The following is a 15,851-nucleotide window of genomic DNA, read 5'->3' as shown; positions in this document are numbered from 1 at the left end:
ACTTGACACAGGCTTCAGCCTGTGTTTATATATTGAGTGTGATATTGGCTTTAGCCAAATTGTTTTAGATTAAAATGCTAAATACAGATTTACAAAAGTCTTCCGAACATTAGTGTTTTAAAAACCTTACAGGTCTTTCATTTTTAAGAAGTTAGTTGGCGTCATAACTGCGATTTTGGAGTTTTTATAATCTTTAATATTTCGAGTTATAATAGCATCTAAACCTTTAATATTTAACGCCGAAGAATATTGAATAGAATCTTCGAAGTCTTTAAAATTATTTTTTAAAGCTTGTAAAATTTCTTTTTTATTAGTTCCAATTATTTCAGTCATTTCTGATAAAGCACTTATAATTTCAAGTGTTTTTTTATGACCTAAATACTTTCTAACAATGTAATAAATGTTGTTAATGCTAACTGCTGATAAATATATAATTACACTTCCGTTTTCATTTAATTCAAAAATTTCGCTTGCAGCATTTGCAAATGGAGTTCTATCTGTAAAAAAATCAATAACCACATCAGAATCTATAAATAATTTATAAACCATATTTTTTAGATAATTCTTCTGTTAAAATTTTCTTGCAATCTATTTCCTTATCAGTTTTTATAATACCTCTTAACTTACTTACTTTGTAAGAAAGTTCTTTTTCTTGCACTTCATTTTCGCTAGTTGTTATAAACTTGAAATAATTCTCTACCATTTCAGATAGGCTTTGCCCTTTTTCTTTCGCATATTTTTTTGCGATTTCTATCACTTCTTTTTCTATTGTTAATGTTAATTTTGTGTTCATTATGAATCTTTTAACAAATATACGTGTTTCTATTTAATTATTTACACGTGCAAATTTAAAAATCATCAATTTAAATGCTGATAGAATGGTGTATGTTTCTTGCAATCCGGCAACACAAGCTAGAGACACAGAGTTGTTGGCTGAAGCTGGATATTTCATAAAAAAAATTAGTTTGGTAGATCAATTTCCGCACACAAGTCATATTGAAACTGTGGTTTTGTTTGAGAAAAAATAATTCAAAAAATATATCAGGCTTAAAAAAAAACTTCTCAAAAAATAAATTTTGAGAAGTCTTTTAGTTTATAATAAAGTGATTAATAATCTACTTTTATTTCTCTTCTTTGATCATGTAATCTAAAGTCTCTAAACGTATTATTTATATCTAATTCAACAATATTAGAGTGCGATGCTACATTCAATAAAAATTCATTTTTTATTTTAACAGACTTTATATTATCTGGATTTTTAGATAAGAAACAAATCACTTTTGTATGATGTCCATCAGATTTTAAATCTAATACTTGTGGTGTTACTTTTTTGCCATCAAACTCCCAACTTGTAGTTTTGTTTAGATATTTAGCAAAATCTTCTTTAGAGATGTGCAAGCTACTAGACTCGCCAAACTTGATAAAATTCTCTTCATCAAAATCAATTTCAAGCAGTAATACATGTCCTCTTTTTATCACATTAAAAGACGCCGAAATAGATTCGTGTACATCGTTTGTCATATTTATATTTAAGAAAGCAAAACAAATAATTATTAAAATTCTCATTCTACAATAATTTTAGTTGTTCCTACTATTTTTCCTTCTTTTAAAATACTCAAAAGGTAAAACCCTGCCGTTGTTATATTATTTATTTCCAAAACTCCTGTGCCTATTTTCTCTTGAATAAGTTGTCCTTTTATTGAAAATAATTTAATTTGATACGCTTCTAAATGGGTAGATATTACAGAAAAATTACCATCATTAGGATTCGAATTTATATAATATCCCAAGTCTTTTAAATCTAAATCTTGTGTGCCCAATGTTGTACCACAACTTTCATCAAAATTAGTTGCAGGATTGTCTGTAGCAAACGGATTTATATTCGGGTTGCTATCATCACAATCATAGGCACTTACAAAACCGTCTCCATCTGCATCTACATCATCTAAACCACCGGCAGCGCTAATAAAACTATCGTTAAAATTGCCTTTCATACATCTTGAAATCTGCGGAAAACCTTGAGTAACTACATAATAATAGTCAAAAGTTTCTTCACCTTGCTCAGTAGTTAGCGTAACTGAAGCTTCAATTCCGTTACATTCATCTAAATCTCCTTTACCTGCTATATATTCAAAATCATTGGTGTATTTTCCTGAATACGGACCACAAGGAGCACTATTTCCATCTCCAGGTCTTAAACCACTTTTTAATTGAAAACTAGGAAACATTTCTTTAATATTTCCTTCTTTATCTGGTCCAAAACGATATATAATTGGAAAACCATCTGACGCCCAACCAACTTGTAAAACATCCGCTGGAATAGTATTTGTTGTAGAAATTTCTGTTTTTAATTCTTCTACATACTCAAACATGTTTCCATGATAATGATACCCAGAATTAGGATTTACGTGTGCAGAAGCACAATCTAAACCAACAAAATCACTTCCACTTCCAATATTAGTAGTGGGTTCAAAAACCCAATCCCAGTTGTATTCTCCTGTATTTACATCTTCAAAAATAAAAGGGGTAGCTGGTGCAGGCATCATATATATTCCGTTTAAAGCAATCCCAAAAAAGTTAACAGGTCTCCCGTTAGTTCTTGTTAAACTTGTAACTTCTCCTGATAATTCTGGTTCTAAATCAAATCTATAAACTCTATAATATGGCTCTGGTATTCTATTAGAAACATAACAAAAATTATGATTTGGGTAATTGTTAGAATAGACAACTCTATCATTTCCTTCTACAAATTCATAATAAACACTTGGGTTAGATGGTGTGCCACAACAATCTATATTGTCATAACTTAAAACATCTGTTACACCACAGCTATTATCACAATCATCAATGGTGGTTTCTGTACCATTTTTAATTCCATCATTACAAGACCAATCGGCTCTTATCACCTGAGCTTCTTGTTGTAACATGTTTTTTATAGTTTCTTGCTCGGTTGTAAGATTCCCAATTAAATTTGTTTCTTCCTTAAGATCTGTAACAATATTATAAAACTCTTCGTTACCGTTTTCATCTTCAATTAATTTATAGGTATTGTTTCTTGTTGCCCAAGATTCTATACCACCACTTTGGTAATCTGTATAATTTATTTTTTTTGAAACTTGGTTTTCAAATTTTAACGTAGGTTTTAAACTTAAACTATTTTCTGTGCCTCCTAATAATTGTACTCCTGCCAACTCTAAAATTGTAGCATGTAAATCTGTTGCTTGTACCAAACTTGCTTCTACTTCATTTACTCTTTCTACAGATTTACCTGTAACAATCATGGGTACACGAATTCCTCCCTCGTAAATAGATGCTTTTGCATGACCATTTGGCCAATAATTATTTGCTTGACCTGGAGTACCATTATCTCCAATAAAAATAATTACTGTATTTGCTAATGTTTCATCATCCATACTTTCTAATAGTCTGTTGATTTCATGATCCATATTCTCAATCATAGACAAATAGGTTGTTCTAGTATCTGTTGGTGTAGTTGTATAAGTTCCGTTTGGAGGTGTTTGAAAAGGTGAATGTGGTGCAACGTGGGCCAACCATAAAAACCAAGGTTTTGTTTGATTGTCTATCCAAGATATTGCACTATTTGTTAAATGAGTAGTTACATATTCTGTTACTTGTTCTTCATTTCCATCAGTATTTACTTTTGTCCAATCATAATAATCAGCTACTTGACTGGTAAAAAGTCCTTCATAATAAGGTACTCCAGAATCTTTTGGGTGACTATAATTACTAGTATCATTCCCTCCAATATGCCATTTACCAATAAGCGCCATAGCGTAATCTGTTGTACTTTGTTCTTTTATTTTAGTAAATAATGAAGTATGACTTGTATCTAAAATTAAAGGAGGTCTCATTACTCCTGTTTTAACACCAAATTTACCACTCATTATTGCTGCACGAGTTGGCGTACATTGCGGAGCTGCCCAACAGTTTGTAAAAGCTAGTCCTTTTTCTCTAAAGGAATCTAATGTTGGTGTAACAGGTAAATCTTCAGTAATACCAAATCCAGGAATAGCATCAATTCCCATATCATCTGCAATAATTAACAATATATTGGGCGATTGTTGTTGACTAAAAAAGGTAGTTGTGGAAAAAAGAAGCACTAAAACCAGTATTAAGATTCTCATTTTTGATTATTTTTGGTTGTTGAAAGATATAAAAAATTTAATTTAAAATGCTCCATATTTTTATACCTGATAAGGTTAAATAAGAACACTTACAAGCTTAGACCTTCTATTATAGGAATAGTTTATCTGTAAGAAGATTTATTTATAATCTTTTAAAAAAAAGAAAGATTTATCAAACAAATGTTAAATTGAAACATAATTTCTAAAAAACTAGGCTTTATCTCTGAAAATGAAACTATTTTAGCACTTAAAACTCCATCATGAAAAAACTAACTGACTTCGAAATAAATAAAAAATTAGAAAAATTACAAGATTGGGATTATTATGATGATGCACTGCATACAGATTTTGAGTTTGATAATTTTAAAGATTGTATGTCTGCAATGAATAGAATTGCTTTTGAATGTGAAGCGCTAAATCATCATCCAGAATGGACAAACATTTATAATACCCTAGACATAAAATTAACCACGCATGATGTTGAAGGTGTTACAAAATTAGATTTTAAATTAGCAAAATCTATCAATAAAATTGTAGAAATTGAAGAATAAATATTCTAAATTATAATCAGATTTTTGTTTTATGAAAAAACTAGTAGTTTTTTTTGTTGTAATTATTGTCTTAATTTCCGCTTGCGAAAAAGATGATTTTTGTATTCAAAACCCAGTAACACCAAATCTTGTGTTGCGTTTTTATGATAATGTAGATAGAGAAACCACAAAAAACGTAAATACTATTTATGTTTGGGCAGAAGAAAATGGTGTTGAAAAAGATACTATTTCTGCGTTTAATGGTACAAGTTTAGACTCTATTTACATACCACTAAACAGTTTATCAAGTGAAACAGTTTACAATATTTCTAACGGAACCAACGTAGATAAATTTACAATTAATTACACTACAGAAGAAGAATATGTTTCTAGATCTTGCGGCTATAAAATTATTTTTAACGATGTAAGTTTTACATCAGACAATACTTGGATTTCCGATTTTACGCCTTCTACATTAACAACTATAGACAATCAAAATACAGCACATGTACAAATATATCATTAGTATCTGTTTCCTTTTTGTTTTTGTTAATGGATATTCTCAAAAACCAGAAAAACCAAAGAAACCAGAAAAACCAACATTAACAACCGTTAAAGAAACTGAAAAAGATAGCATTGTTTACAAATCTCCTTATGGTTTGCGCATTGGTGTAGACATTAGTAAACCCATAAAAGCAATATTTGATGCTACCTATACAGGCTATGAAATTGTTGGAGATTATAGAATTAATAAACGTTTTTTTGCTGCCGCAGAAATAGGCTTCGAAGAAAATACCACCCAAGAAGATTATACCAATTCTACCGTAAAAGGTAGCTATGCAAGAATAGGTTTTAACTTTAATGCTTATGAAAATTGGTTGGATATGAATAATGAAATTATTGTAGGTTTTAGATACGGTTTTAGTTTATTTGATCAAACTTTAAACAACTATACACCCAATGTAAATAGCACTTATTTTCCTTCAACTGCAATTACAACACCAATAACTGCTAGTAATTTAAACGCACATTGGACAGAATTTTTAGTTGGTTTTAAAGTAGAAACAATGCATAATTTATTTATGTGTTTTAGTGGTTCTTACAAAATTTTACTCAGTGTAAAAGACCCTGAAAATTTTAAAACCTTATATGCGCCTGGTTTCAATAGAATTTTTGACAGTAATACTGGTTTTGGTTTTAATTATACCATTTCTTATTTAATTCCGTTTACAAAAAAATAATTTTGTAAAACACTTTATTTTTTTTAGTAACTTTAACCCTCTTTCTTATTAAAATTTTTAAAAATGAATAAAATACCAAGTGTAGATTTACGAGATTTTTTATCTGATGATAAAAATAAAAAACAAAAATTTATTAATGAAATTGGTCACGCCTATGAAAATATTGGTTTTGTGGCACTTAAAGGTCATTTTTTAGATGATAAACTAGTAAATGACTTGTATTCAGAAATTAAAAAATTTTTCGATTTACCCTTAGCAACCAAAGAAAAATATGAAATACCCGGTATTGGTGGGCAAAGAGGTTATGTGTCTTTTGGTAAAGAATCTGCCAAAGGAAAAAAAGAAGGAGATTTAAAAGAATTTTGGCATTTTGGACAATATGTAGATGCTACCTCAAAATACGCCAAAGAATATCCTGATAATGTAACCGTAGAAGAATTGCAAAACTTTAATAAAGTTGGTAAAGAAACCTACCAAATGTTAGAGAAAACAGCAAAATTTGTATTGCGTTCTTTAGCAATTCATTTAGGTTTAGAAGAAACCTATTTTGATAATTATATTAAAAACGGGAATAGCATTTTACGTCCTATTCATTATCCGCCAATTAAAACGGCGCCAAAAGGAGCAGAAAGAGCAGCAGCGCACGGAGATATTAATTTAATAACTCTACTTATGGGCGCTCAAGGAAAAGGTTTGCAAGTACAAAATCATAAAGGAGAATGGATAGATGCCGTTGCAGAACCAGATGAATTGATGATAAATGTGGGAGATATGTTATCGAGACATAGCAATAATAAATTAAAATCTACCATTCATAGAGTTACAAATCCGCCAAAAGAAATGTGGGGAACTTCAAGATATTCAATACCATTTTTTATGCACCCAATTTCTGATATGAAATTAGATGTTTTAGAAAATTGTATCGATGAAAAAAACCCAAAACAATTTGATGATATTACTGCCGGAGAGTTTTTAGATGAACGCTTAAAAGAGTTAGGACTTAAAAAATAGTTTATAGTTTTTCAGTAGCAGTTTGCTGTTAGTTGCAAACTAAATACTGAAAACTGAATACTGAATACTGAAAAAATGGATTTCAAAGATCAACTTAAAAATTTATTTCCAGAACACAAGGAAACTGTAGAACCTGTACAAGAAAAGTCAGATATTTGGTTACAAGAAGCACCAATTATTTGTAAATACGAAAAACGCAAAGGAAAACCAATCACAATTTTAGAAGGATATACTGGGGCTACATCAGATTTTAAAATACTTGCTAAAGAAATTAAAACAAAACTTTCTGTAGGTGGTAGTTTTAAAGACGATAAAATTATTATTCAAGGAGATTATAGAGATAAAATTATGACAATGCTTAAAGAAAAAGGCTTTTCCGTAAAACGCGTTGGCGGATAAATAGCATAGAATTTTTTAAGTTTTTACCTCAAATTTCTTAGTCCAAAACTTTCTTAAATTTATTAATTTCAGAAAATTTGGTAAAAAAATTAAACAACAACACAATAAAGTAAAACTAAACACGTTATTTTTTTAATTATGTATAATTATGGGAACTTCAACTTTACACATTACTAATGGAGATAGCACAACTAACTATCTAAAAAAATTACAGTTTTCTGGCGAGTTTATAACATGGCGAGAAATGTTATGCGAAGGCAAAACAACTTCTGATGTTGGTAGCGAAACTTTTTGGAAAAACAGGTTCGAGTTTTTTCAAACTTCTTATAAAATAAGTAAACGAAAATTTATAGATTACACCGTAAAGGAATACAGAAGTCTTTGTAATAAAAAAGAACAAAAAGAAATTGTATTGTGGTTTGATAATGATTTGTTTTGTCAAATTAACATGTTAGCCGTTGTTAGTTGGTTAAAACGCTTTAGAAAAGGATATCAAATATCTTTAGTAAGCAATAGCAATCTTAAAAACACCGGTAAAAACGATAGTTTATCACAACTAAACCCAGATGATATAACAGAACAGTTTAAAAACAGAGTAAATTTAAATCAAGATGATATTGAATATGCAGATTATATTTGGCAATTGTATTGTTCAGACAGTCCGCTACGTTTAGAAACTGTTTACAAGTTTAACCCAATGTCTCCTTTTAAATATTTAGCCACCGCTTTAGAAGTACATTTACAAAGATTTCCATCCATAGAAAACGGTTTAAATATTGTAGAAAACACCATTATAAAAACCGCAAATAAACATCAATTTACATCAAAAAAACAACTTGTTAATCAACTTATTAATGAGCAAGAAGTATTTGGTTTTGGAGACATACAATACGATCACAGAATAGATAGACTTCAAAAACTATTCTCTTCTTTTAATCCTGTAAAATTATCTAAACAAGGAAAACAAGTTTTAGAAAACCAACTAAATCTTTACGGTCAATTACGTTCAGAAATTTCTTATCTTGGAGGTTCAAAAAAATATAGTTTTTTATTCAACAATCAGTCTAAAAAATTATTGAAAATTACATCGTAAATGTCAATAAAACCTTCTGAACTTATCTTAAACCCAGATGGTAGTGTCTATCATTTGAATTTAAGACCTGAAAACGTTGCCTTAACTATTATTTTTGTTGGTGACCAAGATAGAGTAGATAAAATCTCTAAATTCTTTGATACTATTGAATTTTCTACACAAAAACGAGAATTTAAAACAACAACCGGTCTCTATAAAGGCAAACGAATTTCCATAATATCAACAGGTATAGGACCCGATAATATAGATATTGTACTTAATGAATTAGACGCCTTAGTAAACATTAATCTAGAAACCAGAAAACCAAAAACAAAACTTACATCATTAAATATTGTAAGAATAGGTACATCTGGTTCTTTGCAAGCAGACATTCCTGTAGATTCTTTTGTAATTGGTTCTCATGGTTTAGATTTAAATGGCATGCTTCACTCCTATCAAATTGAAACAATTACCAATTCAGCTATAGAAGATGCCTTTGTAAATCACACCAATTGGAGTGCTAAAAAATCATATCCTATTGTAATAGAAAATAGTAAAGAGTTAGAAAACAAATTAACTTCAAATAAAACTTTTAAAGGAATTACCGCAACTGCAGGTGGTTTTTATGGTCCGCAAGGAAGAGTTTTACGTTTGACCTTACAAGACAATGACTTAAACCATAAAATTGATACTTTTAATTTTAACAATCATAGAATTACCAATTTAGAAATGGAAACTTCTGCAATTTATGGTTTGTCTAAATTATTAGGTCATAATGCTTGTTCTATCAATGCAATTATTGCCAATAGAGCAAATGGTACTTTTAGTGAAAACCCAGGCAAAATTGTAGCAGATTTAATAACTTACACTTTAGAAAAATTAGTAGAGTAAATGACAACACTAAAAGTTGGTGGCGTTCCAGAACATTTTAATTATCCTTGGTACCTTACCCTAAAAAATAAAAAATTTACAAAAGAAAATATCAATCTTCGTTGGCAAGATTTTCCTGGTGGAACAGGACAAATGTGCAACGCTTTACGAAATGGAGATGTAGATATTGCTATTGTATTAACTGAAGGGATTATTAAAGATATTGCCAATGGAAATCCTTCTAAAATTGTACAAACTTATGTGCAAACGCCTTTAATTTGGGGTATTTATGTTGGTGCAAAATCAAAATTTATCAACATTAAAGATTTAGAAAATGCCACTATTGCCATTAGCAGATTTGGTTCTGGTTCACATTTAATGGCTATTGTAAACGCTTACAACCAAGGTTGGGATATAAAAAACTTAAAATTTAAAGTAGTTGGTACTTTACAAGGAGGAATAGACGCACTTTCTAATGGAGATGCAGATTATTTTATGTGGGAACATTTTACTACTAAACCTTTGGTAGACGATGGCACTTTTAGACGCATTGAAGACTGTCCAACACCATGGCCATGCTTTGTAATTGCCGTTAGAGATGAAGTTTTAGAAAATAATTTTAATGATGTTAAGAAAGTACTAGACATTATTAATCAACAAACAAAAGACTTTAAAAAGATTAACAATATTGATGCAATCTTAGCCAAGAGATACAATCAACAACTAGAAGACATACAAAAGTGGTTAAAAATAACGGATTGGAACGCTGGTAAACCCATTACTAAAAACTTAATTACTCGCATACAAAATAAAATGATACAGTTTAACGTTATTGAAGAGAAGAAAAATTCGAGTAGATTCATAAAAAAAATGTATTTTTAACACTTAATAAAATCTTAGAAATGAAAAAAGTAGTATTTATTGCAATTTGCCTTCTCGGAATTATCTGTTTTTCTTCATGTAGAAGTACAAAATCTAATTGCGGTTTGGCGGAGAACACTACCCCTATAAAAACAACATTACAGCAAGCAGATGTTTCTTAAACATCTATTTGTTTCTTAATTTTAAATTCAAAAAAATCTGCTAAAAGCAGATTTTTTTTATTAGCTCACTATTACACAAAACAATCACATAACCTTCAGAAAACTTTTTCATAAGGTTTAGCTTACCTTTTTTTCATTTTTAATTTACTCTAGCATAACATTTAGTAACTAGTTTTGAGAAACTATATTACAAATGCTATTGTTTACACTCTTTTTTAAAATAAAGAATCTTACCCCAACAAGTAAGAAAACTAATTTAGATTTTAGACATTATCTCATCTCAACCTTTTTAAAATGAAAAAAAATAAAAAACGTAAGTTAGATTATGTTGTAATTTCTGATGTTCATTTAGGTACTTATGGCTGTAGAGCTAAAGAATTACTAAATTATTTAAAAACAATTCAACCAAAAGTATTAATCTTAAATGGCGATATTATTGACATTTGGCAATTTAACAAACGTTTTTTTCCAAAGTCTCACATGAACGTTATTAAACACATTACATCGCTTTTATCAAACGGTACAGAAGTGTATTACATTACCGGTAATCATGATGAAATGTTGCGAAAATTTAAAGGATTTCAACTAGGAAATTTTAAAATTCTAAACAAATTAATTTTAGATATTGATGACAAAAAAGTGTGGATTTTTCATGGTGATGTTTTTGATGTAACCATGCAACATTCTAAATGGTTGGCTAAATTAGGCGGAAAAGGCTATGATGTTTTAATTCTGCTAAACACTTTTATCAATTGGATTAGCAAACTCTTAGGTTACGGAAAATTATCGCTTTCTAAAAAGATAAAAAATAGCGTAAAAAGTGCCGTAAAATTTATAAACGATTTTGAAAAAACAGCTTCGGATATTGCTATTGACAATCACTACAATTTTGTTATTTGCGGACATATACATCAACCAGAAATTAAAGAAATAAAAACACAAAAAGGAAAAACTATGTACTTAAATTCTGGAGATTGGATAGAGAATTTAACAGCTTTAGAGTACAAAAACAAGCAATGGAGTTTGTATGAATACGCCAATGACAAAAAAGCCAATAATTCTGATACTCCACTTAGCAAAAAAGAAATAGCGCAGTTAAATAAAGAAAAAAAAGGCAATTTTCTTTTTGAAGAATTATTAAAAGAGTTTGATATTAAAAAACCATTAAAGTAATTATTTATGAGAATTTTATACGCAATACAGGGTACTGGAAATGGCCATTTAACAAGAGCAAAAGAGATTATACCTTTATTACAAGAAAAAGGAGAAGTAGATATTTTAATTAGTGGTAATGAAAACAATATCTCACTAGATTTTGAAATAAAATACAGCGTAAAAGGATTAAATTTTACATTCGGAAAAAAAGGAGGTATAGACTTTTGGAGTAGTTTTAAAAAGATGAATTTAGTTCGTTTTTATAAAGAAATAAAGCAATTACCCATTAAAGAATATGATTTATTAATTAATGATTTTGAACCAGTTTCTGCTTGGGCTGCCAAACTAAATAATGTAAATATTATTTCTTTAAGTCATCAAAATGCAGTGTTAGATGACGCATCTCCAAAATACGGTACATTTAGAATAGAAAAGTTTATTTTAAAACATTACGCACCTGCAACCACCAGGTTTGGATTTCATTTTAAAACCTATAGCTCAGCTATTTTTTCGCCTATTATCAGAAAAAAAATACGAAATATAAAAATAAGAAATAAAGGTCATATTACAGTTTATTTACCCTCTTATAAGGTAGATAAAATAATTCAAGTTTTATCTAAAATACCACTGGTTAAATGGCATGTATTTTCAAAGGAAGAAAATAAATTTATATTTAAAAAGAACATCACTGTATTTCCAATTAGTGAATTCTACTTTATAAAAAGTATGGCTTCTTCTGCAGGAGTTCTCTGCGGCGCAGGTTTTGAAACACCTTCTGAAGCCTTATATCTTAAGAAAAAACTAATGGTAATTCCTATGAAAAACCAATACGAGCAACAATGTAATGCATTAGCTTTAAAAGAAATGGGTGTTCATACATTAAAAAAATTAAATAAAAAACAAGTTTCAAAACTTTTAAAATGGATACAGGCAGATACAAATATTGATGTAAAGTATCCGGATATAACAGAAGATATTTTAGATGCTATTTTACTGCCTTATTATAATGAATCTGTAATACCTACCATACTATCTTAGACATGTGCAAATCCTCTAAAATAGCATTTGTTTTAGAAAAATGTTTACTTCCAAACCATCCTCGCCAAGCGCCCAAAGGCGAAGGATGTGGAGCAGTAAATATGGTATGTTTTTCAACCTTTATAAACTTCATTTTACTTTCAGCAAACTTTCCCCAGAGTAAGAAAACAACATGTTCTTTTTCTAAAGAAATCTGTTCAATAATGGCATCTGTAAATGTTTCCCAACCCTTTTTTTGATGACTTCCGGCTTCATGTGCTCTAACAGTTAAAGTCGCATTCAATAATAAAACTCCTTGTTTTGCCCATTTTTCTAAATTTCCACTTTGTGGAATTTCCTTGTTTAAATCCGTAGACATTTCTTTAAAAATATTTACCAAAGATGGCGGATGTTTCATTTCATCTTTTACGGAAAAACACAATCCATTTGCTTGGTTTTCTCCATGGTAAGGATCTTGTCCAATAATGACCACTTTTAAATCGTCAAAAGAACAGAAATTAAATGCAGCAAAAATATCTGATTCTTTCGGAAAACAAGAGTAGTTTTTATACTCTTCATCAACAAAACTAGTTAACGCCTTAAAATATGGTTGGTTAAATTGGTCTTGTAAAATATTTTTCCAGCTATTGGCTATTTTTAGTTGCATACTTTGTTATTTTTGATGTTTAGAATACTAACTTTTAAATTTTAGTTCAAAGTTAGTCCATTGAATTAAATAAACCTTGAACATTAAATTTTAAACATTGAATATTTCCAACAAAACATTACAAGATTTAGAATTTACAACGGTTTTACAACACGTTGCAACACATTGTATATCTAGTCTTGGGAAAGAAAAGGTATTAGAAATTAAACCCATAAAAAAGGAAAATTTATTTACAGAACTTAATTTGGTAAATGAATATCTTTCTTCATTTGAAAGTGAAAACAGAGTCCCAAATCATAATTTTGATAACCTTACTGAAAAAATAAATCGTTTAGGTATAGAAAATAGTTTTATTGAAACAGAAGCTTTTTTAAAACTTGCAACTACTTCGTTAACCGTAAATGAACTAATTAAATTTTTTAAAAAATTTAAAACACAGTTTCCTACTTTTTTTGAACTTTCTCAAGAAATAGAATTCACCACTTTTGTAGATGATGAAATTAAAAAAATAATTGATATTTCTGGTGATGTAAAAAACAATGCTTCTTCCGAGTTACAGCAAATTAGAAGAAGCATTAATGATGTTCGTGGTAAAATTGGTGCTAGTTTTTCTAGTGCATTATCAAAATCAATGGCATCTGGTTATTTAGATGATATTAAAGAATCTGTAGTAGACAACCAACGAGTTTTAGCTGTATTAGCAATGCATAGAAGAAAAGTAGCTGGTAGTTTATTGGGCGCATCAAAAACGGGTAACATCGTCTATATTGCACCACAAGCAACACTTTCTTACAGTAGAGAATATCAAAATTTAATTTACGAAGAAAAACAAGAAATAGTAAAAATCTTACGTAGTTTATCAAATATCATACGCCCTTTTGTTCCTTTATTAAAAGAATATATTTCATTTTTAATACATATCGATGCCATTGGAGCCAAGGCAAAATATGCGCGAGAAATAAATGCAATTCTGCCAAAAATTACCAAGGAGAAAAAAATATATTTTAAAAATGCAGTTCATCCAATTTTATGGAAAAAAAATAATGAGCAACAATTAAAAACAATATCTCAAAGTATTCAATTAGACAACAAACAACAAATTATAGTTATTTCTGGCCCTAATGCTGGTGGAAAAAGTATTACTCTAAAAACCATAGGTTTACTACAATTAATGCTGCAAAGTGGAATTTTAATTCCTGTTGATGAGCGCAGTGAAACTTTTATTTTCGACACTATTTTAACAGATATAGGAGATAATCAATCTATTGAAAATCAACTAAGTACTTACAGTTATCGCTTAAAAAACATGCGATATTTCTTAAGGAAATGTAACCAAAACACTCTTTTCCTAATAGATGAATTTGGTACTGGTTCAGATCCCGAGTTAGGTGGTGCTTTGGCAGAAATTTTCTTAGAAGAATTTTATTACAAAAAAGCTTTCGGAATAATAACCACACATTACTCTAATTTAAAAGTTCTTGCAAACGAATTAGAAAACGTTACCAACGCCAATATGCAATTTGATGAACGTACTTTAGAACCTTTGTATAGGCTCTTTGTTGGTCAAGCAGGTAGTTCTTTTACTTTTGAAGTGGCGCAAAAAAACGGAATTCCTTTCAGTATTATTAATAAAGCCAAAAAACGTGTAGAAACCGAAAAAATACGGTTAGACAAAACCATTTCAAAATTGCAAAAGGAACGCAATAGACTTCAAAAAAATTCTGAAAACTTAGAGAAGCAAGAATCTAAAGGAAAAGAACATTTAGATAGTCTACAAGAAAAGGAAGACAAAGTTCAGGAAAAACTAGCTGGTTTTCAAGAACTATATGACCAAAATCAAAAAATGCTTTCTTATGGGAGAAAAACAAATGAATTACTCAACAAATACTTTCAAACCAATAATAAAAAGGAATTAAACACCAATTTTAATAAATGGGTTTCTGATGAAAAAGTAAAACACGCAAAAAAAGCACCATTAAAGCCAAAGACTAAAATACAAAAAAGACAAGCTCAAGTATTAGAGAAAAAATTAAAAGAAACCATTCAAAAAGTAGAAAAAGAAGTCTTAGAAAAGGTTGTTGAAGTACGTAAAGAAAAGAAAATTGAAGCTGCTAAAATAGCCAAAGTAAAATCGGAATATATTTACCAGATAAACGATAGAGTCCGCATCATCGATTCAAATTCAATTGGAACTATAGATAAAATAGATAAAAAGAGCGTAACCATTAATTACGGCATTTTTACCACAAAAACAGCTGTTACCAATTTAGAACTTGTAGAAAAAGCAAAATAGTTTTACTATTCATAAAACACATATCATCAAAATCCTTCGCATACCGTGAAGGATTTTTAATTTGTATTTAATGAGGAAACATTCAATTTTATTTCATCGTATTTATACAAATCTTTTCCTTTACCCACTACAATTTACCATCTTTATCTATATAAACATATCAAAAATATTCTAATTTAAAAACTCCAAACTAAAAGGTATTCAGATCTTATAAATAAAAATTGTTTCAAACTAATTACAACCTATTTCAAAAAAAAAATTATAATAAAAAACTTATAGTGTAATTAGAAATACCGAATACTCAAAATACTTCACTTAAAAAATAATAACTATTATGGCGTGCCCCCGCAAAAAAGCGAGGTCAGGCTATTCGTTCCAAGTCCTCGTTCGTACCTCACTGTGGGCTTT

General features: G+C 29.3%; 17 protein-coding genes and 1 pseudogene. 13 read left to right on the top strand and 5 right to left on the bottom strand.

Annotation, left to right across the window (positions count from 1 at the left end):
• Window positions 1–126 precede the first annotated feature (126 nt).
• On the bottom strand, window positions 127–549 hold the full coding sequence (locus ACSHW5_RS06520; RefSeq protein ID WP_435675308.1) for a type II toxin-antitoxin system VapC family toxin: 423 nt from the start codon (window positions 547–549) through the stop codon (window positions 127–129).
• Window positions 539–793 carry a DUF6364 family protein gene (locus ACSHW5_RS06515; protein ID WP_435675307.1) on the bottom strand — a complete coding sequence of 85 codons (255 nt, stop codon included), beginning with the start codon at window positions 791–793 and terminating at the stop codon, window positions 539–541. The genes ACSHW5_RS06520 and ACSHW5_RS06515 overlap by 11 nt, the downstream gene beginning before the upstream one ends.
• A 58-nt stretch (window positions 794–851) precedes the next feature.
• On the opposite strand from ACSHW5_RS06515, the pseudogene ACSHW5_RS06510 reads away from it, so the two are divergent.
• Window positions 852–1,028 (top strand): annotated as a pseudogene (locus ACSHW5_RS06510) (23S rRNA (uracil(1939)-C(5))-methyltransferase RlmD); the annotation flags it as partial.
• A 79-nt stretch (window positions 1,029–1,107) separates the two neighbouring features.
• Here ACSHW5_RS06510 and ACSHW5_RS06505 read toward each other — a convergent pair.
• Window positions 1,108–1,566 (bottom strand): DUF6702 family protein, encoded by a 459-nt coding sequence (locus ACSHW5_RS06505; RefSeq protein WP_435675306.1) that lies wholly within the window; start codon window positions 1,564–1,566, stop codon window positions 1,108–1,110.
• Entirely contained in the window at window positions 1,563–4,145 is a 2,583-nt protein-coding gene (locus ACSHW5_RS06500) for a sulfatase-like hydrolase/transferase (protein ID WP_435675305.1), read from the bottom strand. The genes ACSHW5_RS06505 and ACSHW5_RS06500 overlap by 4 nt, the downstream gene beginning before the upstream one ends.
• A 260-nt stretch (window positions 4,146–4,405) precedes the next feature.
• Here ACSHW5_RS06500 and ACSHW5_RS06495 point away from each other — a divergent pair, with 260 nt between their 5' ends.
• The 11 genes from ACSHW5_RS06495 to ACSHW5_RS06445 all read left to right on the top strand — a co-directional run bounded on the left by ACSHW5_RS06495 (window position 4,406) and on the right by ACSHW5_RS06445 (window position 12,504).
• Window positions 4,406–4,696: a 4a-hydroxytetrahydrobiopterin dehydratase gene (locus ACSHW5_RS06495; protein ID WP_435675304.1), complete on the top strand. Its 291-nt coding sequence runs from the start codon at window positions 4,406–4,408 to the stop codon at window positions 4,694–4,696.
• Window positions 4,697–4,727: 31 nt separating this feature from the next.
• A complete protein-coding gene (locus tag ACSHW5_RS06490) occupies window positions 4,728–5,201 on the top strand; it encodes a DUF6452 family protein (RefSeq protein ID WP_435675303.1) in 474 nt (157 codons plus the stop codon).
• Entirely contained in the window at window positions 5,182–5,916 is a 735-nt protein-coding gene (locus ACSHW5_RS06485) for a DUF6048 family protein (protein ID WP_435675302.1), read from the top strand. The genes ACSHW5_RS06490 and ACSHW5_RS06485 overlap by 20 nt, the downstream gene beginning before the upstream one ends.
• Before the next feature lie 63 nt (window positions 5,917–5,979).
• Window positions 5,980–6,927, top strand: coding sequence for an isopenicillin N synthase family dioxygenase (locus ACSHW5_RS06480; protein ID WP_435675301.1), 948 nt, complete (start codon window positions 5,980–5,982; stop codon window positions 6,925–6,927).
• A 75-nt stretch (window positions 6,928–7,002) separates the two neighbouring features.
• Window positions 7,003–7,326 (top strand): translation initiation factor, encoded by a 324-nt coding sequence (locus ACSHW5_RS06475; protein ID WP_435675300.1) that lies wholly within the window; start codon window positions 7,003–7,005, stop codon window positions 7,324–7,326.
• A 148-nt stretch (window positions 7,327–7,474) separates the two neighbouring features.
• Window positions 7,475–8,419, top strand: coding sequence for a DUF1835 domain-containing protein (locus tag ACSHW5_RS06470; protein ID WP_435675299.1), 945 nt, complete (start codon window positions 7,475–7,477; stop codon window positions 8,417–8,419).
• On the top strand, window positions 8,420–9,289 hold the full coding sequence (locus ACSHW5_RS06465) for a nucleoside phosphorylase (protein WP_435675298.1): 870 nt from the start codon (window positions 8,420–8,422) through the stop codon (window positions 9,287–9,289).
• Entirely contained in the window at window positions 9,290–10,150 is an 861-nt protein-coding gene (locus ACSHW5_RS06460; RefSeq protein ID WP_435675297.1) for a substrate-binding domain-containing protein, read from the top strand.
• A gap of 20 nt (window positions 10,151–10,170) precedes the next feature.
• Window positions 10,171–10,311, top strand: a complete 141-nt coding sequence (locus ACSHW5_RS06455; protein ID WP_435675296.1) for a hypothetical protein — start codon at window positions 10,171–10,173, stop codon at window positions 10,309–10,311.
• A 294-nt stretch (window positions 10,312–10,605) separates the two neighbouring features.
• Window positions 10,606–11,484 (top strand): UDP-2,3-diacylglucosamine diphosphatase, encoded by an 879-nt coding sequence (locus ACSHW5_RS06450; protein WP_435675295.1) that lies wholly within the window; start codon window positions 10,606–10,608, stop codon window positions 11,482–11,484.
• Window positions 11,485–11,490: 6 nt separating this feature from the next.
• Window positions 11,491–12,504, top strand: coding sequence for a glycosyltransferase family protein (locus ACSHW5_RS06445; RefSeq protein WP_435675294.1), 1,014 nt, complete (start codon window positions 11,491–11,493; stop codon window positions 12,502–12,504).
• Here the strand turns inward: ACSHW5_RS06445 and ACSHW5_RS06440 are convergent.
• Complete coding sequence (locus tag ACSHW5_RS06440) at window positions 12,488–13,150, bottom strand: uracil-DNA glycosylase (protein ID WP_435675293.1); 663 nt, start codon at window positions 13,148–13,150, stop codon at window positions 12,488–12,490. The genes ACSHW5_RS06445 and ACSHW5_RS06440 overlap by 17 nt on opposite strands.
• A gap of 97 nt (window positions 13,151–13,247) precedes the next feature.
• Between ACSHW5_RS06440 and ACSHW5_RS06435 the strand changes: the two genes are divergently transcribed.
• Window positions 13,248–15,443 carry an endonuclease MutS2 gene (locus ACSHW5_RS06435; RefSeq protein WP_435675292.1) on the top strand — a complete coding sequence of 732 codons (2,196 nt, stop codon included), beginning with the start codon at window positions 13,248–13,250 and terminating at the stop codon, window positions 15,441–15,443.
• The last annotated feature ends 408 nt before the right edge of the window (window positions 15,444–15,851 follow it).

Source organism: Polaribacter sp., assembly GCF_051251875.1.
Lineage (GTDB): Bacteria > Bacteroidota > Bacteroidia > Flavobacteriales > Flavobacteriaceae > Polaribacter.
This window is presented reverse-complemented; position numbering and strand designations above follow the sequence as displayed.

Bases quoted from the DNA above. Each gene is read 5' to 3' on its own strand.
- ACSHW5_RS06520 (WP_435675308.1), bottom strand. From the start codon at position 549: ATGGTTTATAAATTATTTATAGATTCTGATGTGGTTATTGATTTTTTT.
- ACSHW5_RS06515 (WP_435675307.1), bottom strand. From the start codon at position 793: ATGAACACAAAATTAACATTAACAATAGAAAAAGAAGTGATAGAAATC.
- ACSHW5_RS06505 (WP_435675306.1), bottom strand. From the start codon at position 1,566: ATGAGAATTTTAATAATTATTTGTTTTGCTTTCTTAAATATAAATATG.
- ACSHW5_RS06500 (WP_435675305.1), bottom strand. From the start codon at position 4,145: ATGAGAATCTTAATACTGGTTTTAGTGCTTCTTTTTTCCACAACTACC.
- ACSHW5_RS06495 (WP_435675304.1), top strand. From the start codon at position 4,406: ATGAAAAAACTAACTGACTTCGAAATAAATAAAAAATTAGAAAAATTA.
- ACSHW5_RS06490 (WP_435675303.1), top strand. From the start codon at position 4,728: ATGAAAAAACTAGTAGTTTTTTTTGTTGTAATTATTGTCTTAATTTCC.
- ACSHW5_RS06485 (WP_435675302.1), top strand. From the start codon at position 5,182: ATGTACAAATATATCATTAGTATCTGTTTCCTTTTTGTTTTTGTTAAT.
- ACSHW5_RS06480 (WP_435675301.1), top strand. From the start codon at position 5,980: ATGAATAAAATACCAAGTGTAGATTTACGAGATTTTTTATCTGATGAT.
- ACSHW5_RS06475 (WP_435675300.1), top strand. From the start codon at position 7,003: ATGGATTTCAAAGATCAACTTAAAAATTTATTTCCAGAACACAAGGAA.
- ACSHW5_RS06470 (WP_435675299.1), top strand. From the start codon at position 7,475: ATGGGAACTTCAACTTTACACATTACTAATGGAGATAGCACAACTAAC.
- ACSHW5_RS06465 (WP_435675298.1), top strand. From the start codon at position 8,420: ATGTCAATAAAACCTTCTGAACTTATCTTAAACCCAGATGGTAGTGTC.
- ACSHW5_RS06460 (WP_435675297.1), top strand. From the start codon at position 9,290: ATGACAACACTAAAAGTTGGTGGCGTTCCAGAACATTTTAATTATCCT.
- ACSHW5_RS06455 (WP_435675296.1), top strand. From the start codon at position 10,171: ATGAAAAAAGTAGTATTTATTGCAATTTGCCTTCTCGGAATTATCTGT.
- ACSHW5_RS06450 (WP_435675295.1), top strand. From the start codon at position 10,606: ATGAAAAAAAATAAAAAACGTAAGTTAGATTATGTTGTAATTTCTGAT.
- ACSHW5_RS06445 (WP_435675294.1), top strand. From the start codon at position 11,491: ATGAGAATTTTATACGCAATACAGGGTACTGGAAATGGCCATTTAACA.
- ACSHW5_RS06440 (WP_435675293.1), bottom strand. From the start codon at position 13,150: ATGCAACTAAAAATAGCCAATAGCTGGAAAAATATTTTACAAGACCAA.